Genomic DNA, 25,335 nt, shown 5'->3' with positions numbered 1-25,335 from the left:
CAGGTGCCGCGTGTCCTGCGGCGGGTGCGCCTACTTGGCCATGCAGCGCTTCCAGCGCTCGTTCACCCGCTGCGCAAACCAGGCGGTGGTGAGCGTGCGGGTGATCTTGGGGCTGTCCAGGGTGATGCCCGGCAGTACCGCGCGCGGCAATGGCGTGCCGGCAGCGCCGTCGGCCAGCGCAAAGACCTGGCGATACAGCGCGCTGTCTTCAAATTCGAGCGTGGTGCCCGCTTCCAGGGCAGTCCGGATCTGGCGGTCGCTCATTGCCAACTGGCTGCCCAGCGCGCGTGCGGCGCGTTCGGTACCGCCGGGTGCGTCCAGGCTGGCCCCGGGGGTGAGCAGGTCGCCGTCCAGCGCGAGCGCGATGCCGCTGGCCTTGCTCAGCGCGGCTTGAAACGCGGCGTTGCGGCTGGCGTACCAGCCGGCGTTGAAATCGGCGAAGCGGTACAGCAGCACGTCGTAGTTGGTCGGGTAGCCCAGCAAATGGGTGGTGCCGAACCACAGCCCGCCGCGGCGGGTGAATACCTCGTGGCGGATCGAGCCGTCGAGCGGATACGGATAGCGCGCGGCATGTCGTTCGGCAAAGGCGATGCTCACCTGCATCGGGCCGGCGGTGTGCACCGGGTTGAGCCCGTCGAACAGGCGCGCGCCCAGCGGCACGCTGCCGCTGAAGTCCTCGAAGATGCGGCTCAGTTACTGCTCGGTGCGCGCGGCGGCAATGCGGGTGGCGTAGCTGCGGCCGTCCGGCGAGGTGATCCGCAGCGCCGCTTCCACCATGAAGGCGGGGACGTGGTGCGCGCTGGCGCGGCGACCGATTTCGGCGCGCGAGATCTTGCCCAGGTTGGGCACCACCGGGTTGGCCTGGTAGGTCGATTCCTGCTCGGTCACCGCCAGCACCGCGCAGATCTGGTCGGCGCTGGTGTCCAGCGCCTGCGAGGACAGCGCCACATACACATCGTTGGCCCAGCCGGCGCGGTCGGGCAGCGTGGCCGGCAGGCGGCGGACGATATCGGCCTTGACCACCTCCGGCGAGCGTTGCGGCGCACGCGGAGTCTGGATCGCGCAGGCCGACAACAGCACGGCGGCAAGCAGGGGCGGCACATGGCGCAGGGGCAAGCTCACGGCATCTCCAGCAGGGTCGGGGGCGGCAGCGGCCATGCGCAGTTTACGTGCCCGGGCGGTGGCGGCGTCGTGCCTGCGCGTGAGCGCGGCGCGGCGATTCAAGTCTTCTGTAGCCGGGCCGATAACGGGCTCGACCACTGGCGACGATCACGTTACAGGCGAGCTGCGCCGGTCATGATGGCAGCCGCATCACCTCGAGCGGGCAGGCCTTGCTGTCTCGCTTACTGGATTCCACCGCTGTGCGACCACGGGAGTGCCTGAGATGCCGCAGCAAACAGCCAGTGCCCAGGTCGGCCGGGTGGTCGTGGGCGCGGCGCGCCAGCGCTGTGGTCCCGCTTGGCCGTGAGCGATCGTTGAGCATGCCTGCGACGGTCTGGCGGGGCGTGCTCATCGCGTGCCTGTTGCTGGCGATCAGCGCCGTGGCCTGTGCGCAGCCGCAGCCGTGGAAAACCATCGAATCGGCCACGCTCGACGACCCGGTCGGCGCGTTGCAGATCGCCCAGCAGGCGCTGCAGAGGGCCAGGGCCGAGCACGACAGCGACGCGCAGTTCTGGGCGTTGCTAGCGCAGGCGCGGGTGCTGATCTCGCTGGAGGACAACGAGGCGCGCCAGGCGGCGTTGACCCGGGCGCGCGGCCTGCTGGACCAGGTGCACGGCAGTGCGGCGCAGGCGCAGCTTTGGCTGCACATCGTGCAGACGCTCAGCGATGTGCGCGAGAACCCCAACCGCAGCGTGGTGGCGCGCTTGAACGGCCTGCGGCAGCAGGCACGCGCGCTGGGGCGTAGCGATCTGCTGTGCGAGGTCGAAGCGATCGACATGTGGAGCATGCTGGCCTCCGGCAGCAGCGACGAAGCCTGGAGCGCGGCGCAAACCAGTTACCAGTGCGCCGCGCGCGAAGGGCTGCTCGGCCTGGAGGTCGATGGCCTGACCCAGCTCGGCTCACTGGCCAGCCGTGTCGCCGGCAAGGTGGCCGACGACAACGATGCGCAGGACTACCTGCAGCGTGCCCTGGCGCGCCTGCACGACCAGCCGGCGCGCTTCCAGCGCAGCCTGATCGAATACGAATACGGCAGTGCGCTGGCGCTGCAGCAACCGGCGGCGGCGTTGCTGCATTTTCGGCGCGCGCTGGCGTTGAGCCGCGAGCTGGGCGATCAGGCCGGAGTGGCGGCGGCGCTGACCAATGCCAGCGAGGCCTTGATCAGGACCGGCGATGCCGAGGCAGCCTTGACGATGGCGCGCGAAGCGCTGCCTCTGATGCAGAAACAGGGCAATGTTGGCCGCGTGGCGGCCTGCCATACCGTGCTGTTGCAGGCGCTCACCGCACTGAAATCGCCCGAGCTGGGCAGTGCGATCACCGCGGCCAAGTCCGCCGACGACCCGAATCTGGCCCTGACCGGGCGCGCCGAGCTGGTCGATGCCATTGCCCAGGCGCTGGCCGCAGAAGGCCGGCACGCCGAGGCCTACCAGGAGTTGCAACGCTCCAACGCATTGCGCGCGCAGAACCTGGGCCGCCAGCGCGACACCGTGATGCTGCGGCTGCAGGCGCGCTACGAAGATGCGCGCCGCGATGCCGAAACCGCCGAGCTGCGCCGCCGCAGCGAAACCGCACGGCTGGCGCTGCAGGCACGCGAAGCCGGCCAGCGCGCGCTCTGGATCGCGCTGTGCGCGGCCTGCCTGCTGCTGGTCGGCGCATTGGTGGTGCTGGCGTTCGGTGCGCGCCATCGCCGCCAGCTGTCGCGGCTGGCCATGCGCGACGAACTCACCGGCCTGCCGAACCGCCGTGCCATCCGCGTCGAGGCACAGCAGCAGATCGACCACGCCTTGCGTACGCAGACGCCCTGCATGCTGGCCCTGATCGACCTGGATCATTTCAAGCTGATCAACGACGTGCATGGCCACGCCGCCGGCGATGCGGTGCTCAAGGCGCTGGCCAGCGCCTCGAAGCTGGCGTTGCGCGCGCAGGACCGGCTGGGGCGGCTGGGTGGGGAGGAATTCCTGCTGGTGTTGCCCGGATGCAGCCCGGACGAACTGCCGGCGGTGTTCGCACGCCTGCGCAACGCCGTGGCCGCCATCGCCATCCCCGGCCTGCCCGCCGAGCAACCGGTGCGGTTCTGCATGGGCGCGGTCAGCGTCGCACCGGGGAGCGGGCTGGACGTGTTGCTGGGCCAGGCCGATCTGGCGCTGTATGCCGCCAAGACCGCCGGGCGCGATCAGTGGGCGGTGTGCTGAGCCTGTGGCGCCGCGACGTGCTGCGATAATGGGGTGGTGCTGCGGCACAATCGTGCAGCGACGACGACAGGTCGTTGCCGTGAACCGACCGACCACCCCAGGACCGCATGCGCACCGATAGTCGTCTCTCCCGCATGTTGCACGTGCTGCTGCACATGGCCAGAAGCGCGCAGCCGATGACCTCCGAGCAGATCGCCGGCATGTTGTCGACCAATGCGGTGGTGGTGCGCCGGACCATGGCCGGGCTGCGCAGTGCCGGTTACGTGCAATCGAGCAAGGGCCACAACGGTGGCTGGCAGATCGCCTGCGATCTGGCGCAGGTGACGCTGCTGGATGTGCATCGCGCGGTCGGTGGCCCGCACCTGTTTGCGATCGGCGCCGATCAGTCCAACCCGCAGTGCGGGGTGGAGCGCGTGGTGAACGCGGCGATCGCCGATGCGCTGGCCGATGCCCAAGCGCTGCTGCTGCATCGCCTGGGGTCGGTGACGCTGGCCGCCCTGGCCAGCGACTTCGATGCGATATGCGCCGCCGGCACGGCAACGCCAGGCACGCCGGCAAAGGCCGCAGGCAAGCGCAGCCGCACGCTGCAGCGTTGATCCCGCACATATCCGGCGCAGTGCGCAGCACTGCCCCGGGGTTGAGTTGTGCGTCTTTTCATGTAACATCTAAAATTACATAAATGGCGTGAGCGACCGGGAGCGGACATGCAGCACGCGGTGATCATCATTGGCGGCAGCTACGCGGGGCTTTCCGCCGCCCTGCAATTGGCGCGGGCCCGCCGCACGGTCCTGGTGGTCGATGGCGGCCAGCGGCGCAACCGCTTCGCGGCGACCTCGCACGGTTTTCTGGGTCGCGATGGCGAATCGCCGGCGCAGATCGCCGCCGAAGCGCGCGCGCAGCTGCTGGCGTATCCCAGCGTGCAGTGGGTCGACGGGCAGGTGACGCAGCTAGGTGGGCAGGCCGATGCCTTCCAGGTCACGTTGGCCGATGGCAGCGGCCACACCGCACGCCGCCTGATCCTGGCCACCGGCGTGGCCGACCAGTTGCCCGCGGTCGCCGGCTTGGCCGAGCGCTGGGGCAGGCAGGTCTTCGTGTGTCCCTATTGCCACGGCTACGAGTTGCAGCGGGGGAACATCGGGGTGCTGGCGACCTCGGCGTTTGCGGCGCACCAGGCGGCGATGCTGCCGGACTGGGGCGCTACCCGCCTGTTCCTGAATGACACGCTGGTGCTGGACGCTGCGCAGCAGCGGCAGCTGCAGGCGCGCGGTGTGCAAGTGGTCGGCGGTGCGGTGGCCGCGTTGCAAGGGGAGGGCGAGTCGCTGGAACTGGTGCTGTGCGATGGCCAGGCGTTTGCGCTGGATGGCGTGTTCGTCACCCCGCGTACCACCCTCAGCCCCTTGGTCGCGCAGCTGGGCTGTGGCAGCAACGATGGTCCCTTGGGAAGCCACGTCGCGGTGGATGCGCTGCAGGCCACCACGGTGCAAGGCGTATTCGCCTGCGGCGATGTCGCCAACCCCGCCGCATCGGTAGCCTTCGCCGTCGCCAGCGGTGCAATGGCCGGCGTGGCGGCGCATCGCACGCTGATCTTTGGCCTGGATGGCTAGCGGCAGCGAATCGTCGCCCGAAACACCACGGTCGTGGCGCCAAGACCGCAATAGCTGTGCAGCGATCGTCGATCACGCCGCACAGCCACCAGCGATTGCAGCAGCGCTGCGATCACACCGGTGCGAATGACTCCGCTTCCAAAAGCAGCCGACACAACTGTTGCGCAGCCGCCGAAAGGTGCGGCCGGTGCTGCGAATCGGCACGGCCATCCCGACATGCCGATTGCCAGTGCGCTGTCCTCACCCGCCTGACGACTGCCCGCTACCGTACATGGCTCACTGCCGGCGACGCGGCTGCTGCAGCGGACGCTTGTGCACGATGGAATACGCGCGCGGGGTGGCGTCGAAGGGGCGGCATCGCAGATCCGTTGCGCGGCCAGGCAGTACGCCGCGCGCGTTACCGGCGCGCGGGCAAGATAGCGAGCACGCCGTCGAGCGCGAGCTGGGTACTGAAGCCGGCCTTGGCAAGCCGCTTGCTCACCTCGTTGGGCACATCGCGCCCGCTGGTGAGCCTGTTCGGCGCGCCGGTGTAGTGGAACAGCCGCCCGCCACGGCGCAGCACACGCGCCAGGTGATCGTAGAAGACCTGCGAATACAGCTCGCCGGCAATGCCGAAGCGCGGCGGGTCATGCAGGATGGCGTCCACCGAGTCGTCCGCAAGCGTGGCGATCTGCTGCGACACGTCGGCATGGACCAGCTGCAGGCGCCCACCGGCCGATGCCGCATCCGGGTCCGGCGACCATGGGTTGAGCGTGCGCAACCACAGCACGTCGGCGTTCTTCTCGAACGAGCGCAGCTGCGCCACGCCGTCTTCCAGGCAACACGCCGCGAAGTAGCCCAGCCCGCCGCAGGTATCGAGCACGCTCTTGCCGCGCGGATTCACCAGCGCCACCTTGCGGCGCGCATCCTCGAACGGCGACAGCTGTGCCGACGGCAGCATCTTGATGCCATCGATCTCGAAGGTGGGCGCGCCCCATTCGGTGGGCACCAGCTTGATCAGCGCACTGCCGAAACGCGAGATCGGCGCGAAGTCGTCGTTGTCCCAGAAGTACAGCGTGCGGTCCTTGAGCTTGCCCGGGTAGGGGTAGCCGCGGCCACGCCATTGCCAGGTCTGCATATCCAGTTGTGCGGTGTCGGTGCTGCGGCCCAGATCCAGCGAGCCGGTCCACGCGGCAAGGCCCGCACTACGCGCCGCCAGCAGCGCCTGGGCATCGGAAAGAGTGAGCAACGGTCCGGAATAGTGGGGCACGCGTCAGGGTCTGCTGGGCCGGCACGGGTCTGCGCGCCGCTGCGTGAAAGGAACGGCATCGTAACCGACCGATTGCACCGCGGCACCTGCGCCGTTGCCTGCATCGCGCCGCAGCGGTGCGGCCGCTCACCGCGGCAGGACCGCCGGCATCGCGCCAGCGTGGCGAGCGTTCAGAGTGAGCGCACCTGTGCAGTGGCAGGATCCTGCCGCGCCAGCTTGCGCGGCAGCAGTGGGCGAGTGCGCCTGCCGCCGGTGCATGGTGGCGGCCGCCTGCGGCACGTCGCCGGCGCGCTGCCTTGCCTGGTGCGCAGCGCCCTTTGCCGATGCGGCAGATGGCGGGTTGCCTGCAGGCCTTGCCTGGCGCTGCCGCCGTGCGAACCCGGCGTGGTTCCGCTGACATCCGTCCGGTCGCATACTGCGGGCTGCCCACATCCACGCCTGGTCTGGATCGGCATCAACCGTGGAGTGTCGGCAATGCTGAAAGGTGTGTTGTTGGGGTTCGCCTGCTATGCGGCCTATTCGATCAGCGATGCATTCGTGAAGCTGCTGGAAGGCAGCCTGCCTGTCTACGAGGTGCTGTTTCTCGGCGCCTTGCTGATGCTACTGGCGGTGCCGTTCCTGAAAAAGCCCGACGACCGGCTGCGCGAGCTGGTGATGGCCAGGCAGCCTGCCCTGTGGCTGTTGCGCGCGCTGACCGGTGCCATCGGCAATCTCACCTCGGTGATCGCCTTCACTACCTTGCCGATGGCCGAAGCGTTTGCGCTGATCTTCCTGATGCCGATCTTCGTCACCGTGCTGTCGGTGGTCTTCCTCAAGGAAGAAGTGCGCTGGCGACGCTGGACGGCGGTGATCGTGGGCTTCATCGGCGTGCTGATCGTGCTGCGGCCCGGGTTTCGGCATCTCACCCACGGGCATGTGGCAGCGATCGTCTGCGGCCTGGTCGGTGCCATCTCGGTGATCGCCCTGCGCATGGCCGGACATGGCGAAAAGCGCCTGACGCTGTACGGCGCTGGCGTCATCGGCCCGTTGGTGATGGGCGGCATCCTGATGTTGCCGAGCTTCGTCTGGCCCTCGCTCTACCAGTGGGGCCTGCTGGCCGGCTACGGCCTGCTCGCCGGCCTGGCTGCCATCTGCATGATGTACGCCACGCGCCTGGCGCCGGTCAGCGTGGTGGCGCCCACCCAGTACAGCCAGATGCTGTGGGCGATCGGCTTCGGCTACCTGCTGTTCCACGACCATCTGGACTGGCCGATGGGCGTGGGCATCGCACTGATCCTGGGCGCGGGCCTGTTCACGCTGATCCGCGAGGAACAGGTCTCGCGCTGGTGGCGGCGGACCAAGATCGTTTGAGGCGGCGCTTTGCGCCTTGGGATTTGGGATTGGGGATTGGGGATTCGCAACAGCGGTACTGCACTCATGTCGCGATGAGCTAAAGCGCTTGCTCTTGTTTTTGCGAATCCCCAATCCCGACTCCCGACTCCCGAATCAAGGCCTCTGCCAGGCCTCAACCAGACCGGCATACTCGCCGCTGGCCTTGCTCAGGTGCAGCCATTGGTCGACATAGGCTTTCCATGCAGCGTCGTCGCGTGGGAGCAGGAAGGCCTTTTCGCTGTATTGCAACGGCTGCTCGGGAGCGATGGCGCACAGGCCGGGCAGGCGTTTTTGCTGGTACAGCGCTTCGGAGGCGTCGGTGATCATGACATCGGCGCGCCGCTCCACCAGCTCCTGGAAGATGGTGGTGTTGTCGGCGAACAGGCGCAGTTGCGCGCGCGGCAGCTCGCGCCGTGCGAAGGCTTCGTTGGTGCCGCCAGGCGGTTCGATCACGCGTACCTCGGGCCGGTTGAGCTGCGCAATGCTGCGGTAGCGGGCCTGGTCGGTGCAGCGCACCAGCGGAATCTTGCCGTCCACCTCCAGTACCGCACTGAAGCTGGCCTGGCGTTGCCGCGGCAGGGTCACCGAAATACCGCCAACGGCGATCTCGCAGCGGTCGGCAAGCAGATCGGGCAACAGCTGCGGCCAGCTGGTACGCACGAAGCTGATCCGCGCACCCAGGCTATTGGCCAGCGACTGCGCCAACGCGATATCGCTGCCTTCGAACGTGCCGTCGGCGCGCAGCAAGGAATAGGGGCGGTAGTCGCCGGTGGTGCACACGCGCAACACACCGGAGGCAAGCACTGCATCCAGGCGTGAGGCTGGCGGAGCCGCGTGCGCGACGCCGCAGGTCAGCAGCAATCCGATCAAGATGCGAGCGCGCATGGCATGGCTCCGAGAGGGAGGCACATGATAGCGATGTGTGTGGGTGCGACAGCTTTGCAGATCGGCGCAGGCGGAGTGACGCAAGGCGAAGGCCATCGCTGTCGTGCACTCTGCAGTGCCGGTGGAAGTGTTGGCCCATCAACGGCTGCTGTCGGCTTGGCCACACGTCCTGCGCGCCAGTGGGTGTCAGGTACGACGGCGCCAGCTTCGCGCACCGAGGGCGCTGCAATCCCGGTGGCCTGTCAACAAGACGTTACGGCGCAGGCTGCCTGGCTCACGGCCGGGTAGCGCCAGCCGGCCTAGCGTGGGCCCACCCATCGCGTCCACGGAGCCACCCATGCAGCTCACTCCATACATCGATCGCCAGATATTTACGTTCGCCATGTCGATGCATGGCACACCAGATCCAGATACGAACGAAGACGAGATTCCATTGGAAGAGCAACCTCCCCAGAAAGGCGGCTTGCGCGATGAGGTCGGCGAACTTGAGAAGGCTGATGACAGCGCCCTGCCGGGACGTGTCGGCGGAGGTCTTGCGGGCGGGTAATCGGTCGCCGCCGCATGTATCCGATGCCACGCGTGACAGCCGGTGGTTAGACGCTGGCGTCGACCTTTCTGCGCGCTTTCTCCAGGCCTGCTGCACAAAAAGCCCCATGCCGAATCAGCGATCCACGTAACGCGCGGCGTAGCAATGGAATGCCGCACCGGGCGCCAGGCGGCACGCAGGCCGCCCGGCGGGATGGCTCAGGGGAATTGCACGTTTCCCGGTTGGAAATAGGCCGGATGGCTGCCGTCTTCGTAGAGCGCCGGAATCGTGTCGAGCAGGGTCTTGCCACGAATATCGGTGATGCGAATGGACAGTGGCTGGTTGCCCAACTGCTCGCCCAGGAAGTGGTTGTAGTCCATCTTCTGCAGGTTCTTCCACGTGTTGCCCTGCTTGACTTCGAACTTGACCACCGGATAGGCGTGGTTGCGCACCTGGATCGCGGCCCACCAGCGCGAGCTGCCTTCCTTGATGCGGTATTGCACGTTGCCGGTGATCGGTGCGCGCACCAGCTTCCAGCTGATCGGGATGCGCCCATCCACCATGTCACCGATCGCGGCGAATGCGTTGTGCGACAGGTCCAGCCCGCCGGAAGCTCCTTCCGGATACAGGTCGGTCACGTAGACCGTGGTCTTGCCCTTGGGGCCGGTCACTTCGAGGTAGGCGCCAGCCATTGCCGCCTTTACGCCGCCGAAGTTCAGTTGCGTCGGGTTGAGCGCGGTGATGAAGGCGGTACTGGGGATCGGGTCCAGCAACAGCGCACCGCCCGAGTAGCCGGAACCGGTGTACGTCGCCGTGCCGGTGAAGGTGCTGTTCCAGGCGGTCGCCTTGCTCGCATTCTTGCCAGCGGCTGTGTTCGCCGATGCGGCGACGCCCGCCGCAGGCGCCGTTCCCCACGCCCGGTGCAGCAGCTGCAGTTTGTCTGTCCGCGGGCTGCCATCTGGCGCAAGTAGCCCGCCGTTGTTGGCATTGCCCACTTCCCAGCTGCCCAGGAACGCGCTGCGCAGTCCGCTGTTGGCCAGATAGCCGCTCAACGCGGCCTGCCATGCCGGGTCGCGTGGATCGCCATCGCCCAGGCCGCCGCCGAGACTGACCGGCACCACCGCGTGATCGGCCGCAAACCTGCCGAAATCGCGCTGCCAGGTGGCTGGCAGCGCCTGTGCAAAGTCCGGTGCTGCAAACGCCGGTGCCGCGTCGCGATCCGGCCCGGCCAGTTTGGGCATCAGGACCAGCTGCCGCGCCGGAACGCGCAACGGCACGCACGCCAGCGGCTGCAGATTGCTGCCCGCGGCCTTGCGTGCGGTGTCGCTGCACAGCGCAGTGCTGCCGACACCTTCGACACCCACCACCCAGCGCGGCGCCAGCGCGAGCACCGCCGCAGCGGCGCGCGATGCCACCCGGTTCCAGTCGGCATGGACGTCATTTCCTGCCCAGCTGGCATTGCGATACCCGCTGCTCCCCAGATCGATGCCGATCACCGCAGGGTTTGCGCCGTAGCGGCGCGCGAGCGTGGCCAGGCCCTGCATCCAGGCCTGAGCTTGCGTGCCGAGCTGCGGCGCACCGTCATCGCAGCGACCATCGGCGAATGCGAACATGACCTGTAGCCCACGTTCGCTGGCTGCACGCACCACCGCGTCGAGCAGCTGCAGCGCATTCAAGCCGGCCAGTGCGGGGTCACCGGCGACCTCCGAGGCGGTGATGGGCCTGCTCTGCAGCACCGCTGCGCAGATCGGCAGCCGCACGGCATTGATGTGGGCCGCCTGCAGCTGGTCCAGCAGATGCGCCAGGGTGTTGTCGCGCAAGCCGGTTGCGGCCAGTCCAGCGCGATCAAATCCCGGCCAGGTTGTCCCGCGGATCTGCAGCGGCCGACCCTGCGTGTCCATCAGTTGCCCGTGCGTGTCGACCTGGACGGCCGAGGCGGTGACGGGGGCCAGCAGCGCTAGCGCGAGAAAGACATGGGAGCGCAGATGCATGTAAGTCTCCTGAGTGACGGCTGCGCAGGAAACCAGCTATGTCGACCGCGATCCGTGCGCCCAGTCAAGGAAGCGGGCGGGAGCATGCATGCGACCACGGGCAGGCGTGGGCACTGGAATGGGAGTCGCTGTTCGTGCGAGATGCCGCGCCGCCATGATGCAATCGAGCACGGCGTGCTGCGCGCGCTGCTGTCGGCTGCGCGCCATGGGGTTGCCGTGGAGCGCACACCGGGCCTGGAATGCCCGGCCACTGCGCGCAATGGATGACCCGGCGTCATGGGGGCAGCGGTCTTGGTCGTCTGGCGCCGGACCGGGAGCTGCGTCGGCGAGCGAGTTGCCAAACGCGTCTGGCCCGCGCACGGGCGGACAGCGCTTCGCCGCGCACACCTCCACCATACGCACCATGTCGGCGTCGTACGACGCATGCCGCCCCGCGCCGCCGGCTCTTGCAACCCCCTGGTGCCGGCCGGCGCGATCTCGTATTTTTGACGGCTTGTTCACTTGCCGGTGCCGTGCCCATGTCCGATCCGTCCGCGCCCGATCATCTGCAACGTAGCCTTTCCAATCGCCACCTGCAGTTGATCGCGATCGGTGGGGCGATCGGCACCGGCCTGTTCATGGGCTCGGGCAAGACGATCAGTCTGGCCGGGCCGTCGATCCTGTTCGTCTACCTGATCATCGGCGCGATGCTGTTCTTCGTGATGCGTGCGATGGGCGAGCTGTTGCTGTCCAACCTGGACTACAAGTCGTTCATCGACTTCTCCACCGATCTGCTCGGCCCCTGGGCCGGATTCTTCTGCGGCTGGACGTACTGGTTCTGCTGGATCATCACCGCCATCGCCGACGTGATTGCCATTGCCGCCTACGCGCAGTTCTGGGTTCCCGGCCTGGCGCCGTGGATTCCGGCGATTGCCTGTGTGCTGTTGCTGCTGGCATTGAATCTGGTGACGGTGAAACTGTTCGGCGAGATGGAGTTCTGGTTTGCGCTGATCAAGATCATCGCCATCTGCGCGCTGATCATCACCGGTGCGGGGCTGGTGGCGTGGGGCTTCCGTTCGCCGTCGGGCAATGTGGCCTCGCTGGCGAACCTGTGGAACGACGGCGGCATGTTCCCTATGGGCGTTGGCGGATTCTTCGCCGGCTTCCAGATCGCGGTGTTCGCGTTCGTCGGCATCGAGCTGGTGGGCACCACTGCAGCAGAAACCGCCGACCCGCGCCGCAATCTGCCCAAGGCGATCAACTCGATTCCGGTGCGGATCCTGATCTTCTACGTGCTGGCGCTGATCGCCATCATGGCGGTGACGCCGTGGCGGCAGGTGGTGGCCGACAAGAGCCCGTTCGTGGAGCTGTTCGTGCTGGCCGGGGTGCCGGCCGCGGCCAGCCTGATCAATTTCGTGGTGCTGACCTCGGCGACGTCTTCGGCCAACAGCGGCATCTTTTCCACCAGCCGCATGCTCTACGGCCTGGCCGAGGAGCAGCATGCGCCCAAGGGATTTGCCAGGCTCTCGCGCGCGGCGGTGCCGGCACGTGGCCTGTTGTTCTCCTGCATGTGCCTGTTGCTGGGCGCGATGCTGGTGTATCTGATCCCCAATCTGGTCACCGCGTTCACGCTGGTCACCACCTTGTCGGCGGTGCTCTTCATGTTCGTGTGGTCGCTGATCCTGTGCGCCTACATCGCCTATCGCCGCAAGCGCCCGGAGCAGCATGCGGCATCGCAGTTCAAGATGCCTGGCGGGGTGGTGATGTGTTGCGTGTGCCTGGCGTTCTTCGCCTTCGTGATCGTGTTGCTGACCCTGCAGGCCGATACGCGCCAGGCCCTGCTGGCCAGCCCGGTGTGGTTCCTGATCCTGGCGATCGGCTATGCCGTGAAGCGTGCCCAGACGCGCACAGGGTAAGCGCCGCAGCGTTGGCTGTATTGCAAGGGCTCCGCAGTGCGGGGCCTTTGTGTTCTTGGCTGCACAACACCGCGATAAAGGCCACTGCCAGCTGAGCGCGTTTGCGCGCAGCGTTGACGCGGCTCAGGCCGGGTACGATGCTCGCGGCCATCTATCGCCATGGCCTGCCGCATGATCACCATCCACCCGATTGCCGGAACCCACCACGCGCAAGGGTGCTGGGTGGACCTGTGTCAGGCCGCTCCGCAGGAGCTGGCCGAGGCGGCCGAACGGGTGGGCTTCGCGCTGCCGGACCGTGCGGCGATCGGCGAGATCGAATTCTCCAGCCGGGTGCGCCGCCAGGGCGAGGTGCTGTTCCTCAACGTGCCGCGTTTCCAGGACGACGATGGCCCCACCGCGCCGCTGGGCTTTGCGCTGTCGCCGACCATGCTGGTGACCCTGCGCGAGCAGCGCATCGGCTCGCTGGAGGCGGTGGCCGCGCGGCTGGAGCACGAGCCCTGCCACAGTTCCGACGATCTGTTGCTGCGCATGTTCGACCAGCTGGTCGGTCGCCTGGCAGACCGGCTGGAAGCCCTGGAAGCGGCGGTCACCGACACCACCCGGCAGGTATTCGACAACCCGCACAAGACCCGTGATCTGGAGCGCATGCTGCACCAGGTCGGTGGCATGGGCCGGCAGCTGGGCGGGCTGCACAATGCGGGGCAGGGCATGCTGCGGCTGGTGACCTATCTGGACAGCGCTACGCCGGATTGGTTCGGCGCCGATGCGGCCAAGCGCATCGGTCTGCTGCACAAGGACCTGACCACCCTGAGCGAATTCCATCAGCACATGGACGACCGCATCGAGTTCCTGCTCGATAGCGTGCTGGGCATGATCAACATGGACCAGAACAACGTGATGAAGGTGATGGCGGTGGCCTCGGTGGTGGGCATTCCGCCCACCGTGCTGGTCGGCATCTGGGGCATGAACTTCGCTTACATGCCCGAGCTCAAGTGGCACGACGCCTACTTCTGGGCGCTGGGGGTGATCGCGCTGAGCGTGGTGATTCCGCTGGCGTGGTTTCGCAAGCGTGGGTGGGTGTGAGACCGGTCGCTGCGTTTGCGATCCTGCAGCGTATCCAGGCCGATTCGACTGGACCGGCACGCTAGATCTTCAGGTCCGAAAAGAGAAACCCGTACACGCGCTTGACGATCTGCGCGGCGCGATCCGTGCGTGTGCAGGATGTGGTGTGTCTGGTGGCTGCGAACTGCCTTCTCCGATCCTCTCGCACGATGTCATGCCAGTGATCTGCACCGTCGCAGCTGCACGTCCATGGCTGATGTCCCGAGGCCACGCGCACGGCCAGTACAGCGTCGGCGAACGCCAGCGCAGTCCCGGGATCAGCGCGATATGCGCTGCGTTGCGCATGAGCTCAGTGCCGGCACGTTGCCCGGCCACGCAACGCGCAGCCGGGCATGCACGATCAGCCCTTGGCCTGGAAACTGGCTTCTTCGTACGGCTGCACCACCACCCAGCCTTCGCCGGCAAAGCGCATCTGCAGGCTCTCGCCCGAGCCGCGGCCGAACAGCGTGCCGAGCGACACATCGGTGACCAGCTCCGGGGTCAGCGTGCCCGACCAGGCCACGGTGGCATTGGGGTCGGTGAACACCGGGCCGCTGGCGGCGGTGACCGGCAGGGTCAACGGCTCGTAGTGCGAGGTGATCGCCACGATGCCGTGGCCGCTCAGGCGCACGTTGAACAGGCCACCGGAGAGCATGCCGGCCACCTTGCGCATCATCGTGATCTTGTGCTCGATGCCGGATTCGAACGCCAGCACATCGTTGCCGTTGACGAAGATCGACTCGCCATTCAAGCGCAGCAGCGTGACCAGCTTGCCGACATCGGCCAGATACACGCGGCCCTGGCCTTCGGCCTTCATCAGCTGCATGCCTTCGCCGCTGACCGCCTTCTTCAGCAGATTGCCCAGGCCCTGCTCGAGCAGGCCTTCGCGGGTGAACTTGACGTTGCCGGTGCGCGCGACCATGGCGCCGGCCTTGGACCACACCATGCCGTCCAGGCGGACTTCCAGCAGATGCGGGTTTTCCAGCTCGAAGGGATCGGGGCTGACGTCGTTTTCCTTGGAGTGGGCGAGAAACTCGTTGAGCGTGCGTACGGCCATGCGTTCCGTCCTGGAGTGAAAGAGTGCGCATGATACGCGCAGGCCTGCGCAGCGGGCGATGCATGCCTGCATGCGCCGCGTGCGGCGGCCCTGGGGCTTGCCTGCTCCCCCGCAGCAGGGCAAACCCGCTTACAGTGCCGCTCTCTCAACCTACTGCGCACCGCATGGCGAATCCCCGCATCCGATGGATCGGCATCCTGCTGATAGCAACCGCGACGGCGTTGCTGCTGGCATGGTGGTTGATGTCCAGGCCACGCACGGTGCCAGAAAAGCAGGAGCCTGCTGCCACGCCGCTGGGCTGGAGGGCGCAGCTGCAGTGGGTGGCGGGCAACGGGGTGCGGGGCGCAGGGGATGGGCGCGCGGCCGATGCGCAGTTTGACGAACCCTACGGTCTGGCGATCGATGCGCAGGGCAGGCTGTACATTGCCGATGGCGGCGACAACAACCGTATCCGCACCATGGACGCACAGGGCACCGTGCACACGCTGGCCGGCGGCCGCGAAGGGTTTGCCGATGGCATCGGTGCGGCGGCGGCCTTCCATACGCCGTCGGGAATCGCGCTCGATGCAGCCGGCAATCTCTACATTGCCGACACCGGCAACCATGCGATCCGCAAGCTTACGCCGCAGGGCGCAGTGACCACCCTGGCCGGTGATGGCGTTGCCGGCGATCGCGACGGTGCTGCAGCGCAGGCGCGCTTCAATGGGCCGATCGGCGTGGCGGTGGATGCGCACGGGCGCGTCTTCGTGGCCGACACCTATAACGATCGCATCCGTGTGATCGAACCCGGTGGCCAGGTGCGCACCCTGGCCGGCGGCACGCGACCGGGCATGACCGACGGTGTCGGCGCGCAGGCGCGCTTCGATACGCCGACCGATCTGGCTGTGGATGCGCATGGCACCGTGTGGGTGGCCGACATGCGTAACGATGCGATCCGTCGTATCGCGCCGGACGGCACGGTGGCCACGCTGCTGGGCGGTCGGCCCGCCGATGCCAGTGGGTTGATCCATCGGCCGATGAGCCTGGCGATCACACTGGATGGGGTGATGTACGTCGCCGATGCCAGCGGCCGCGTGCTGCAGGTGTCGCGGGCCGGGCATGTCGTCATGCTGGGTAGCGAGGACGTCGACCAGCGGCTGTCGCGGCCGGCCGGGGTGGCGGTGGATGCACGCGGTGCGGTGTATGTCGGCGATGCCGGCAGTGCCCGCGTACATCGTCTGGTACCGGTCAGCGAGGCCATCGCCAACCCATCGCCGGTGGTGGGGCCGGCGCCCACCCAGCCGCTGCCGCAGACGCAGGGCCGCTGGCCGCTGCAGCCGCAGGATGGCTGGCACGAGGTGGTGGGCACGCTGGGCGAAGTGCGCGGCAACTACCAGGGGCTCAGTCGCGATCACCTGCACGCGGGCCTGGATATCGCCGGCGATGTCGGCCAGCGGGTGGTCGCCATTGCCGATGCCAAGGTGCTCAGCCCGAATGCCAGCTGGGGGCTGGGGCAACTGGGCGAGGGCATGGCGCTGGACACGCTGGGCTACATCCACATGCGCGTGGGCCGCACCGCACAGGGCGCAGTGCTGGATCCGCAACGCTTCCACCTGTTGCGCGATGAGCACGGCGAACCCGAGCGCGTGCGGGTGCTGCGCGGCACGCGCTTCCATGCCGGCGATGCCTTGGGCACGCTCAACGGCATGGCGCATGTGCATCTGACTGCCGGCGCCAATGGCTTCGAGCGCAATGCGGTGCAGCTGGGCTTTACCGGATATGCCGATCACGTCGCGCCACGCATCGATCGCATCGGCTTGCTCGATGCCGGTGGCCAGCCGTTGCCGGTGATCCAGGGCGTGGTACAGGTGCCGCGCGCGGCAGGCGTGCAGATCGTGGTCGACGCCTGGGACCAGGTGGATCGCAACCTGCCGCGTCGCCGGCTGGGGTTGTACGCGCTGGGCTACCAGGTGCTGGATGCGCAGGGCGTGGCATTGCCGGGTGAGGACGCACCACGCATGACGATTGTCTTCAATCGCATGCCGGCCGATCCGGCTGCGGTGTTGCTCGCCTATGCGCCCGATAGCGGGATCACCGTGCACGGCAGCGCGGTGACACGCTTCCGCTACATGGTCAGCAACACCGTGCGCGATGGGCGCATCGGCAGCGGCCAATGGCAGGCTGGCGCGCTGCCGGCGGGCGACTATGTCCTGCGCATCGTTGCACGCGATTACAGCGGCAATGAAGCGATCGGTCACCGCGACCTGCGCCTGCGTGTGGAGTAGCGATACGTGCAGCGATGCGGCGGCAGGCAAACGCTTGCGAGTGTTGTGCGGTGACATAGCAACGACCGGTGGACTGCTGCGCGGTATCTCACGCCGATTCGGTGGCACTGCGTGTGTGTTGCAACACGATTCAATGCGCCGCTGCAGAACGCTGAGCGGCGCAACGTGCGCGCCGGCGTTACGCCACTCGGCGCCTGCAACTGCGTAACGCCGCGCTGCCATCCAAGGATTCGCGATATGTCGGTGGCCATCGGCGCCACGACTCGCGAATACCGCACGTCGGCAGCGCATCCCGGTGCACCGCACCCTGCACGCTTCTGCGAACGGCGTCGGGTTCAAGCAGACGTTGCCGGATTAGATTGCCGTGGCAGGGGATCTCGAGAACCGAAGGAGAAAGACGATGCGCGTAGGTCGCGGCAATCGATGGGAGCCGGTGCGCGCTGCAGGCGCGTTGCGTATGGGGGCGCTTGCACTGCTGTGCGCAGCGGCGGTTGCGGTGTCTGGTGTGGATGGCACGGTGGCGTGGGCGGCCACCGGCCCGGGCGTGGTGACCGGCGACACCATCGTGCACGACCCTTCGATGCTCAAGCTCGGCGATGGGCGCTATTACATCTATTCCACGGTGGGCGTGCTCACCAGCACCGACCGCACCAGATTCAGTAATGCAGGTGCGATCTTCGGCAGCATGCCGGGCTGGGTGAAGACCTATAACCCGAAGAACGAGGTATGGGCGCCGGATGTCTCGCTGCGCGGCAGCAAGTACCTGATGTATTACGCCGCATCGTCGTTTGGTTCCAATGCATCGGCCATTGGCCTGGCCAGCAGCAGCACCGGCAAGCCGGGCTCGTGGAAGGACCAGGGCATTGTCTACGCCTCACGCAGCGGCGACGACTACAACGCCATCGACGGCAACCTGGTGGTGGATGGCAGCGGCAAATGGTGGCTCGCGTTCGGCTCGTTCTGGTCGGGCATCAAGCTGATCCAGCTCGATCCGGGCACCGGCAAGCAGCTGGCCAGCAATACGTTTCGTTACAGCCTGGCGAGCCGGCCTTCGCCCGGCGCAGTGGAGGCACCTTTCATCCAGCAGGCCAACGGGTGGTACTACCTGTTCGTGTCCTTCGATGCGTGCTGCAAGGGCGCCAGCAGCACCTACAGGATCGCCGTGGGGCGTGCGCGGTCGGTGACCGGGCTGTATCTGGATCGTGCCGGGGTGGACATGCGCAATGGCGGCGGTACGGTGATCCATGCCGGCCAGGGCAGCATGCATGGGCCGGGCGGGCAATCGGTGTTCCGCGATGGCGATGGCGACATCCTGGTCTATCACTACTACGACGACCGCGGCGATGCGCGGCTGGGCATCAACCGCCTGGGTTACGACAGCAAGGGTTGGCCGGTGGTGCAGTAACCAACGATCACTGCAGCACGCCGGTACGCCCTGCACTGGCGCAACACGCAGGCGATGCGCGTTGCAGTCATCCGCCGGTGCCGCCGGCTGCCAGTGATGCAAGGGCCGTCAGCGCTGCCGAACAGTGCCCGGCAGCGTGCGCAGGGTCAGCGCGCTGCCGGCTCTGGCTTGCGCACGCGCTTGACGGGCGCGGCGTCCTTGCCCGGATACAGGTTCAACAGCATCAGGGTGACGCCGTTGGTCCAGCCGAAGCCGTCCTGCAAGGCGTATTCGCCACCGCCGCCGCCGGCCGCATCGGCGTGCAGGCCGTATTTTTCCACCAGCTTGTGCTCGCGTGCGAACAGCGCCTGCACCTGGCCGAGGAAGCGTTCGCCGATGCTGCGCGCCAGTGCGTCTTCGCCATACCGGCGCAGGCCGTCCACGGCCACCCATTGCAGCGGCGCCCAGCCATTGGGCTCGTCCCATTGCTGGCCGGTCTTCACCGCGGTGGTGGCCAGGCCGCCGGGGCGCAGCAGGCGCGCACGCACGGTGGTGGCGGTGCGTTGGGCGTGTGCGTCCGAGGCCAGGCCGGTGAACAGCGGATACAGCGCGGCCGCCGTGACCTGGTCGCTCAGGGTTTTGGTTTGCCAGTCGTAGTCGGCGTAATAGCCGGCCGCATTCCACAGGTGCGCATCGATGGCCTGCTTGCGCTGCTGCGCCAGTGCGGCGTAGTCCTGCGTGCACTCGGCGCCGGGTTGCGCGCAGGCCTGGGCCAGGGTGCGCTCCAGGTGGTAGAGCAGGCTGTTGAGGTCGATGGGAACGATGGCGGTGGTGCGGATGGTGCGCAGGTTCTGCCCGTCGGCCAGCCAGCGGCTGGAATAATCCCAGCCGCTTTCGGCACCGGCGCGCAGGTCGCGGTAGACCTCGGCAGCCGGGCGGTCTTGTACTTCGGCGGCGGTGCGGGTGTCGTGCAGCCAGGCTTCCGGGCGCGGGGTATCGCGTTCGTCCCAGTAGCGGTTGAGCACGCTGCCGTCGGCCAGGCGCACCACGTGGCGCGCGGCCTCGCCGGGCGCAAGACCCTCGCTGCCCTGCATCCAGTAAGCGTATTCGGCCTGCAGCTGCGGTAGGTAGCGTTGGTAGACGGCCTCGCCTTCCACGCCGGCCTGCAGTTCCACCATGTAGGAGAAGAACGGCGGCTGCGAGCGGCTCAGGTAATAGGTGCGGTTACCGTTGGGGATGTGTCCGTAGGTGTCGATCAGGTAGGCGAAGTTGTCCAGCATCTGGCGGCTGAGCGTGGTCTGCCCGCTCTTCACCAGGCCCAGCATGGTGAAGTAGGAATCCCAGTAGTACACCTCGCGGAAGCGCCCGCCCGGCACCACGTAGGGATGCGGCAGTGCCAGCAGGCTGCTGTGCGCCGGCACCTGGGTCTGGCTGCGCACCAGCTTGGGCCACAGCAGGTCGATGTGCTCGCGCAGCGCGGTGTCCTGGCGGATCACGTCGGTCTGCACCGGCGGCGATTCTTCGAAGTTGGCGTCCACGAAGCGGCGCAGGTCGAAGCCGGGGTGGTCGTGTTGCGCCAGATAGTCGGCGTTGATCAGTGCCGGGTCGCGCAGCGGCAGGAAGTCGACGAAGTGCTTCTGGTCCTCGAACAGGTCTGCGTTCTGCACCGCCTGGAACAATTCGGGGTAGGCCAGGTCCGGCGTGGGCGGCGTCGAGGCGGGCGCAGTGACGACCGGAGTCTCCAGCGGCGCGGCGGTCAGCGTGCACGGCGCGACGAACATGCTCAGCGACAGGCCAAGCAGCGACGTGCAGCACGGGGGCGCGGCAGAACTCATGGCATCTCCAGAACGGGCAGTGGCGTGTGGCATGGTAAACGACCGAAGTGGCGGGCGGGACCGCGCGGGTGGCCGGAACGCTGGCGCACTTCGCGTGGTGGCAACAGGATTCAGCAAGGTGATCCGGCGCGCCGCCGCAACGTGCGCCAATCCTGGCGTATCGGCGCGGATCGGAGCAGCTTGAGCGCCGCGGCGTCGCCTTGGATCGCCAGTGGAACTGCAAGAAATGCGCCAGAGCCCGGCTTGGCCGGGTGCGGCGCGTGCCCCCGTTGATGCAGTGCGGGCGCAGGCGTCGGCAGGCGCGACACCACGCCGGCATGCGTCAGGGTAACGCGCAGCTTGGCCGTTGCACCGGCGCAGCCGCCCTGGCAGCTAGGTGCGCGGCCCGGCGATGCAACGACATGGCCGGCGAGCGCAGTGAAGCGCGTCAACCGACCGCTTCGATCCCCAGCAGGGTCCGCATCCGCAAGGCATTGGGCACGGCCAAGCCGGCGGCGGTGTTGTCGAAGATCACCCAGCGGTCGGTGCCGGGCCGCGCCGCACCGTGCACGGCTGCCGCCAGCGCGGCCAGCGCCGGCGCATCGTAGCTGCTGTAATAGACGCGCGGACTCCCATGCCAACGCCAGTAGGACGGGCCGGTGGTGGGGTCCGGTGCGGCTGCGGACGGGTGCGGCGCAGGGTCGGCGGCGGCACGTGCGATGCGGTGACGCGTCATCACCGCTTGCGCCTGTGGTGTGAACCAGCTGGCGTGGCGCGGCTCGCAGACCACGCTGCCCTCCCAGCGCCGCCGCAGCATGGCGAAGAAGCTCGCCGCCACGCGCGCGTCGAATTCCGCACTGGGCGGCAATTGCAGGAGCAGGCAGCCCAGGCGTGCGCCCAGCGCACCGGCCTGCGCGATGAAGGCATCCAGCAAGGGGCCGGCTGCCTGCAGCCGCGCATCGTGGCTGATGCTGCGTGGCAGCTTGACCGAGAACCGAAAGTCCTCGGGCACGGTGTCGGCCCAGCGCGCATAGGTGTCGCGGCGGTGCGGGCGATGGAACGAGGAGTTGATCTCTACCGCGTTGAAGCCGGTGGCGTAACGCTGCAGCACGTTGGCGCCTGCGCCGAAGCCGGCACGCTCGGCAGCGGGAATCGACCAACCTGCGCAACCACACCGGAGGCATCCATTTGCGGGGGAAGCGCGAGCAGGCATGGCGTTGATGGTGTTGGCTGACACGACGGTATGCCGGTGCCCACGTCAGGATTCCGTGTGCGCAGCGATCACGACCGACTCACGCGCCGCTTCGATACTGGGGCATGCCCGAAGGCCCCTCACTGGTCATCCTGCGCGAAGAAGCGGCCCGCTTCGTGGGCCGCAAGATGCTGCGCGTGTCCGGCAACAGCAAGCTGGACATCGCGCGCCTGCAACATCGCAAGGTGCTGGCCGTGCGCAGCTGGGGCAAGCATCTGCTGATCGAATGCGCGCAGTTCAGTGTGCGCATCCACTTCCTGCTGTTTGGCAGCTACCGCATCAACGAAGACAAGCCCAACGCCGTGCCGCGCTTGCGGCTGGAGTTCTCCAAGGGCGAGCGATTGAACGTCTATGCGTGCTCGGTGCAGTTCATCGAAGGTCCGCTGGATACGGTCTACGACTGGAGCGCGGATGTCATGAGCCCCCACTGGGACCCAGCGCAGGCGCGCCGCAAACTACGTGCCGCCCCTGCGATGCTCGCAGCCGATGCCTTGTTGAACCAGGACATCTTTGCCGGGGTTGGCAACATCATCAAGAACGAGGTCCTGCATCGGATTGGCGTGCATCCGGAAAGCCAGGTGGGTGCATTGCCGGCACGCAAACTCGGCGAACTGGTCACGCAGGCGCGCGAGTACAGTTTCGATTTCTATACGTGGAAGAAGGCAGCGGTGCTGAAGAAGCACTTCCAGGTGCATACCAGGACCATCTACCCGCGCGATGGCGCGCCGCTGCAGTATCGCAAGCACTTGGGCAAGGCCGGCCGGCGGGCGTTCTTCTGCGAGGTTTGTCAGCGGTTGTATCTGCCTGACGGCGCGTAAGGACAGCGAGCCTGCGATCCGATCTGGGCACTGCCTGCGCGTGATGCGACATGAGCCAACCATCGCGAGTCGCCTTCGGAATGCCCACCCACGACGAGTGACTGCACGCCACCAGGCCCGCTCCAGGCGCTCCGATCCGGCCATGCCCAGCGAATGTGAATGGCGGCTGGGGCTGAGTGGCCGGACAACGAATTTCAAACGCGCGCAAACGCCGGGCCCGCTAGATTTGTGCGCTCGGCACCGTGACTGCAGAAGCGATTGCCAACCCTCCCACCCCACCGGTCTCCCGCATAGTGATTACCCGCAGGAAGGAAGCGCTTGTCCCGCATATGGCTGCAGCCGCATGCACGGGCGCCATCCTGTTCTTTCTTGCCTGCCTGTTGCTGTACATGCCGGCCCCGCGTCAGTCGGTACGCCACGACGAAAGCCTGCAGGTGTACTTCCTGCCACGCCAGCCGCTCACGCAGCCGGCTCCGGCCGTGCCGCCAACGCAGGCCGAGCGACGGCCGCCCGCCGCCGCATCGACCGCACGTGCTGCGCCGCCGCCCACACGCACGCCACCGCCGCAGCGCCAGGTGGCGGCGGCCAATGCATCGGCCAACGATGCGATGGCCGCCCAGCTGTACACCCGCGAGGGCCGCCTGCGCATGCCGCCGGACACCCGGCTGGATCCGCTGGCGCAAGGCGCTGCGGTGCCGCCGGGCATGACCGACGCGCGCGCACAAGCGAAGGCACGCAGCGTGATGGAGCGGGTCAACCCGGTGCAGTACCAGCAAACGCGCTTTGCCAAGGACTGGAAGAGCGATGGCACATTGGGCGATGTGGCGATGCAGGAAATGGATCGCGGCATGAAGAAGTTCAACGACATGCTCAACGGGCCGCAGACGCAGGTGACCAAGGCGCGTCCGCCACCGGATGTGCGCTTCAATCCCGCATTGGCCGGCAATCAGGCCGATCTGGGCAGCGAGGCGACCGGCGATGCCTACAAGGCCGCACCTATCGCGCACGAAAGCCCGCCCGACCTCAAGGGAGAAGCCAGCCGCCGCATCCGCGACGCCCTGGCGTCGCTGGAGCAACGCAGCGCACGCTGCGCTGCATCCCGGCGCACCTCGCTGCTGTCGCCGGTGCGCACGCATCTGTCGGATCTGGAGCGCGCCGAGCACGCACTGAACAACGGCGCCGATCCGGTGATGGCCGCGCAACTGCTGCCGCGCCAGGCCGACAACGCCTACGACATGGCGCGCCGCGCTTTGTGGTACGCGGACCGGCAACTGAAGCAGTGCGCGGTGGGGTGAGTGCTGAGTTTTCGTTGCTGTCTCAAAGCAGTTGGGAGCGCGGTACCGTCATCGTGACGTCGAGCACCGCAGCACTGCCGCACCTCACCCCATCCCATCTCGGCGGGAAAGGGCTTCAGACGCGACGGACGCTGTTGCGTGCTGGAGTTATTGTTTGGCCGCTTGGGTTCAATGGCAGACCAGACTGAAGCAATTCGAGCCACTCTCCCGCCGGGCGAGCACTTCAAGCCCCTGTTCCGCCGGAGAATCGATTCATGCCCCTCTCCCGCCGGGGCGAGAAGGCACGGCTTACGCGCCATTGGCGCATGTGCCTTGGAGCGCCCGCGCCAATGGCGTGGGCCGGGGCGCGGAGCGGGGGTTGGGGTGAGGGTACGCCTGCGGAGCCATGCCTACGCCAGACTCTGGCGGTAACGGTCCTTCTCTGCGCTCAGCGCGATTTCCGCGCGCAGGAACACCTGCCCGATCGGTTCGTCCGCGCGGCTGGCGCGTGCCTCGCCCAGCAACACCGTCAGGCCCAGCGGGTGTTGCTGCTGGGCCACCTCGCGCAGGGCCTGCAGGGTGCGCTCGGCATCGGGACCGCGCAGCACGGCGATGAATTCGGCGCTGTCGGTGACCCGGTCGATGCTGTTGCCGGGGCCTTGCACCAGCGCGGCGAAAGACTGGTCCAGCTGCTGCAGGGTGCGGCCGAGCAGGCGCTCGCTCTGGCGCTCGGCCAGTGCGGCCAGTTCCTGCACTTCCAGGATCACCAGGCGATACGGATCGTCGCTGGTGGCCTGGCCGGCCGCCGCCGCGGCCGCATCGGCGGCCGGCTGCAGGATGGCATCGCGTTCCTGTTGCAGCGCCTGTTGGCGTGCATCCAGCAGGTTCATGGTGACCCGCGCCAACGCCTGCAGGCCGGTGCGCTGCATGTCGTTGAGCCGGCGCGGTTCGGTGTCCAGCACGCAGACGGTGCCCAGCGCCACGCCGTCGTCGGTTACCAGCGGCATGCCGGCATAGAAGCGCGCGCCGGTCTCGCCGGTGACCACGGAAATCTCGCGGAAACGCGGGTCCTGGGTCAGGTCGGGCACTTCCATCAGATTGCTGGGCTCGCGGATGGCGTGATCGCATACCGCCTGACTACGGTCGGTTTGCTGCAGGCCCAGGCCGAGCCGGGCCTTGAACCATTGGCGGTCGCGGTCCACCAGCGACATCAGCGCGATCGGCGTCTCGCACAACGCCGCAGCCACCTGCACGATGTCCTGGTAGGTGTCTTCGGGCAGGCTGTCGACGATGCGATAACCGTCGAGCACCTGCTGGCGGGAAGCTTCGTCTGCCTTCGGCATCTCTTTCATCGGATGAGCCAAGCACCTGTCGAGGAGAGTGCCCAAGCTTAACCGGGCCGGCCGATAACGCAGCGTGGAAAGGCAGGCTGCATCCGACTGTACGGTTGCGCGCTGGATCGGGCCTGCGGCAGTACCGGCCGCGGGATGAGGTCGTCGC

Annotated in this window: 18 protein-coding genes and 1 pseudogene; 11 read left to right on the top strand and 8 right to left on the bottom strand. The window is 67.4% G+C overall.

The genetic code is table 11. The features are described from left to right. Positions 1-30: 30 nt before the first annotated feature. Positions 31-1,158 (bottom strand): annotated as a pseudogene (locus XcodCFBP4690_RS02370) (DUF1615 domain-containing protein). 323 nt (positions 1,159-1,481) lie between these two features. Between XcodCFBP4690_RS02370 and XcodCFBP4690_RS02365 the strand changes: the two are divergent. The 3 genes from XcodCFBP4690_RS02365 (at position 1,482) to XcodCFBP4690_RS02355 (ending at position 4,954) form a co-directional block, all read left to right on the top strand. Next, positions 1,482-3,350 (top strand): GGDEF domain-containing protein, encoded by a 1,869-nt coding sequence (locus XcodCFBP4690_RS02365; protein ID WP_104539457.1) that lies wholly within the window; start codon positions 1,482-1,484, stop codon positions 3,348-3,350. A gap of 107 nt (positions 3,351-3,457) precedes the next feature. Then, the gene (locus XcodCFBP4690_RS02360; protein ID WP_104539456.1) at positions 3,458-3,946 is read left to right on the top strand and encodes an Rrf2 family transcriptional regulator; all 489 of its coding nucleotides are present in this window, start codon (positions 3,458-3,460) and stop codon (positions 3,944-3,946) included. Positions 3,947-4,054: 108 nt separating this feature from the next. Then, entirely contained in the window at positions 4,055-4,954 is a 900-nt protein-coding gene (locus XcodCFBP4690_RS02355) for an NAD(P)/FAD-dependent oxidoreductase (protein WP_104539455.1), read from the top strand. Between the two features lie 397 nt (positions 4,955-5,351). On the opposite strand, the gene XcodCFBP4690_RS02350 is transcribed toward XcodCFBP4690_RS02355, so the two are convergent. Then, entirely contained in the window at positions 5,352-6,203 is an 852-nt protein-coding gene (locus tag XcodCFBP4690_RS02350) for a class I SAM-dependent methyltransferase (protein ID WP_104539454.1), read from the bottom strand. Between the two features lie 474 nt (positions 6,204-6,677). Here XcodCFBP4690_RS02350 and XcodCFBP4690_RS02345 point away from each other — a divergent pair, with 474 nt between their 5' ends. Further along, positions 6,678-7,553, top strand: coding sequence for a DMT family transporter (locus XcodCFBP4690_RS02345; protein ID WP_167394438.1), 876 nt, complete (start codon positions 6,678-6,680; stop codon positions 7,551-7,553). 135 nt (positions 7,554-7,688) lie between these two features. On the opposite strand, the gene XcodCFBP4690_RS02340 is transcribed toward XcodCFBP4690_RS02345, so the two are convergent. After that, on the bottom strand, positions 7,689-8,459 hold the full coding sequence (locus XcodCFBP4690_RS02340) for a transporter substrate-binding domain-containing protein (RefSeq protein WP_104539452.1): 771 nt from the start codon (positions 8,457-8,459) through the stop codon (positions 7,689-7,691). A gap of 337 nt (positions 8,460-8,796) precedes the next feature. On the opposite strand from XcodCFBP4690_RS02340, the gene XcodCFBP4690_RS02335 reads away from it, so the two are divergent. Beyond that, positions 8,797-9,006 (top strand): hypothetical protein, encoded by a 210-nt coding sequence (locus XcodCFBP4690_RS02335; RefSeq protein ID WP_104539451.1) that lies wholly within the window; start codon positions 8,797-8,799, stop codon positions 9,004-9,006. 197 nt (positions 9,007-9,203) lie between these two features. Here the strand turns inward: XcodCFBP4690_RS02335 and XcodCFBP4690_RS02330 are convergent, their stop codons facing one another. Continuing rightward, the gene (locus XcodCFBP4690_RS02330) at positions 9,204-10,976 is read right to left on the bottom strand and encodes an expansin EXLX1 family cellulose-binding protein (RefSeq protein ID WP_104539450.1); all 1,773 of its coding nucleotides are present in this window, start codon (positions 10,974-10,976) and stop codon (positions 9,204-9,206) included. Between the two features lie 518 nt (positions 10,977-11,494). Between XcodCFBP4690_RS02330 and cycA the strand changes: the two genes are divergently transcribed. Continuing rightward, positions 11,495-12,871 (top strand): D-serine/D-alanine/glycine transporter, encoded by a 1,377-nt coding sequence (gene cycA, locus XcodCFBP4690_RS02325; protein ID WP_104539449.1) that lies wholly within the window; start codon positions 11,495-11,497, stop codon positions 12,869-12,871. A gap of 171 nt (positions 12,872-13,042) precedes the next feature. Continuing rightward, positions 13,043-13,954 (top strand): CorA family divalent cation transporter, encoded by a 912-nt coding sequence (locus XcodCFBP4690_RS02320; protein ID WP_104539448.1) that lies wholly within the window; start codon positions 13,043-13,045, stop codon positions 13,952-13,954. 379 nt (positions 13,955-14,333) lie between these two features. Here XcodCFBP4690_RS02320 and XcodCFBP4690_RS02310 read toward each other — a convergent pair whose 3' ends face one another. Continuing rightward, a complete protein-coding gene (locus tag XcodCFBP4690_RS02310) occupies positions 14,334-15,029 on the bottom strand; it encodes an AIM24 family protein (RefSeq protein WP_167394437.1) in 696 nt (231 codons plus the stop codon). Positions 15,030-15,193: 164 nt separating this feature from the next. Between XcodCFBP4690_RS02310 and XcodCFBP4690_RS02305 the strand changes: the two genes are divergently transcribed. Beyond that, positions 15,194-17,293, top strand: a complete 2,100-nt coding sequence (locus XcodCFBP4690_RS02305) for an NHL repeat-containing protein (RefSeq protein ID WP_104539445.1) — start codon at positions 15,194-15,196, stop codon at positions 17,291-17,293. Positions 17,294-17,693: 400 nt separating this feature from the next. Beyond that, positions 17,694-18,698 carry an arabinan endo-1,5-alpha-L-arabinosidase gene (locus tag XcodCFBP4690_RS02300; protein ID WP_244183557.1) on the top strand — a complete coding sequence of 335 codons (1,005 nt, stop codon included), beginning with the start codon at positions 17,694-17,696 and terminating at the stop codon, positions 18,696-18,698. A gap of 146 nt (positions 18,699-18,844) precedes the next feature. Here XcodCFBP4690_RS02300 and treA read toward each other — a convergent pair whose 3' ends face one another. Continuing rightward, entirely contained in the window at positions 18,845-20,512 is a 1,668-nt protein-coding gene (gene treA, locus XcodCFBP4690_RS02295; protein ID WP_104539443.1) for an alpha,alpha-trehalase TreA, read from the bottom strand. Between the two features lie 427 nt (positions 20,513-20,939). Next, on the bottom strand, positions 20,940-21,704 hold the full coding sequence (locus XcodCFBP4690_RS02285) for a DUF72 domain-containing protein (RefSeq protein ID WP_104539493.1): 765 nt from the start codon (positions 21,702-21,704) through the stop codon (positions 20,940-20,942). Positions 21,705-21,808: 104 nt separating this feature from the next. Here XcodCFBP4690_RS02285 and XcodCFBP4690_RS02280 point away from each other — a divergent pair, with 104 nt between their 5' ends. Next, on the top strand, positions 21,809-22,561 hold the full coding sequence (locus XcodCFBP4690_RS02280) for a DNA-formamidopyrimidine glycosylase family protein (protein WP_104539441.1): 753 nt from the start codon (positions 21,809-21,811) through the stop codon (positions 22,559-22,561). A gap of 293 nt (positions 22,562-22,854) precedes the next feature. Continuing rightward, complete coding sequence (locus XcodCFBP4690_RS02275) at positions 22,855-23,856, top strand: hypothetical protein (protein ID WP_167394436.1); 1,002 nt, start codon at positions 22,855-22,857, stop codon at positions 23,854-23,856. 389 nt (positions 23,857-24,245) lie between these two features. Here XcodCFBP4690_RS02275 and XcodCFBP4690_RS02265 read toward each other — a convergent pair whose 3' ends face one another. Then, positions 24,246-25,187 carry a GAF domain-containing protein gene (locus XcodCFBP4690_RS02265; RefSeq protein ID WP_167394435.1) on the bottom strand — a complete coding sequence of 314 codons (942 nt, stop codon included), beginning with the start codon at positions 25,185-25,187 and terminating at the stop codon, positions 24,246-24,248. Positions 25,188-25,335 lie beyond the last annotated feature (148 nt).

The organism is Xanthomonas codiaei, assembly GCF_002939785.1.
Taxonomy (GTDB): domain Bacteria; phylum Pseudomonadota; class Gammaproteobacteria; order Xanthomonadales; family Xanthomonadaceae; genus Xanthomonas; species Xanthomonas codiaei.
Note: the sequence above shows the minus strand (reverse complement) of the source record. Positions and strands in the feature narration are given on the sequence as shown.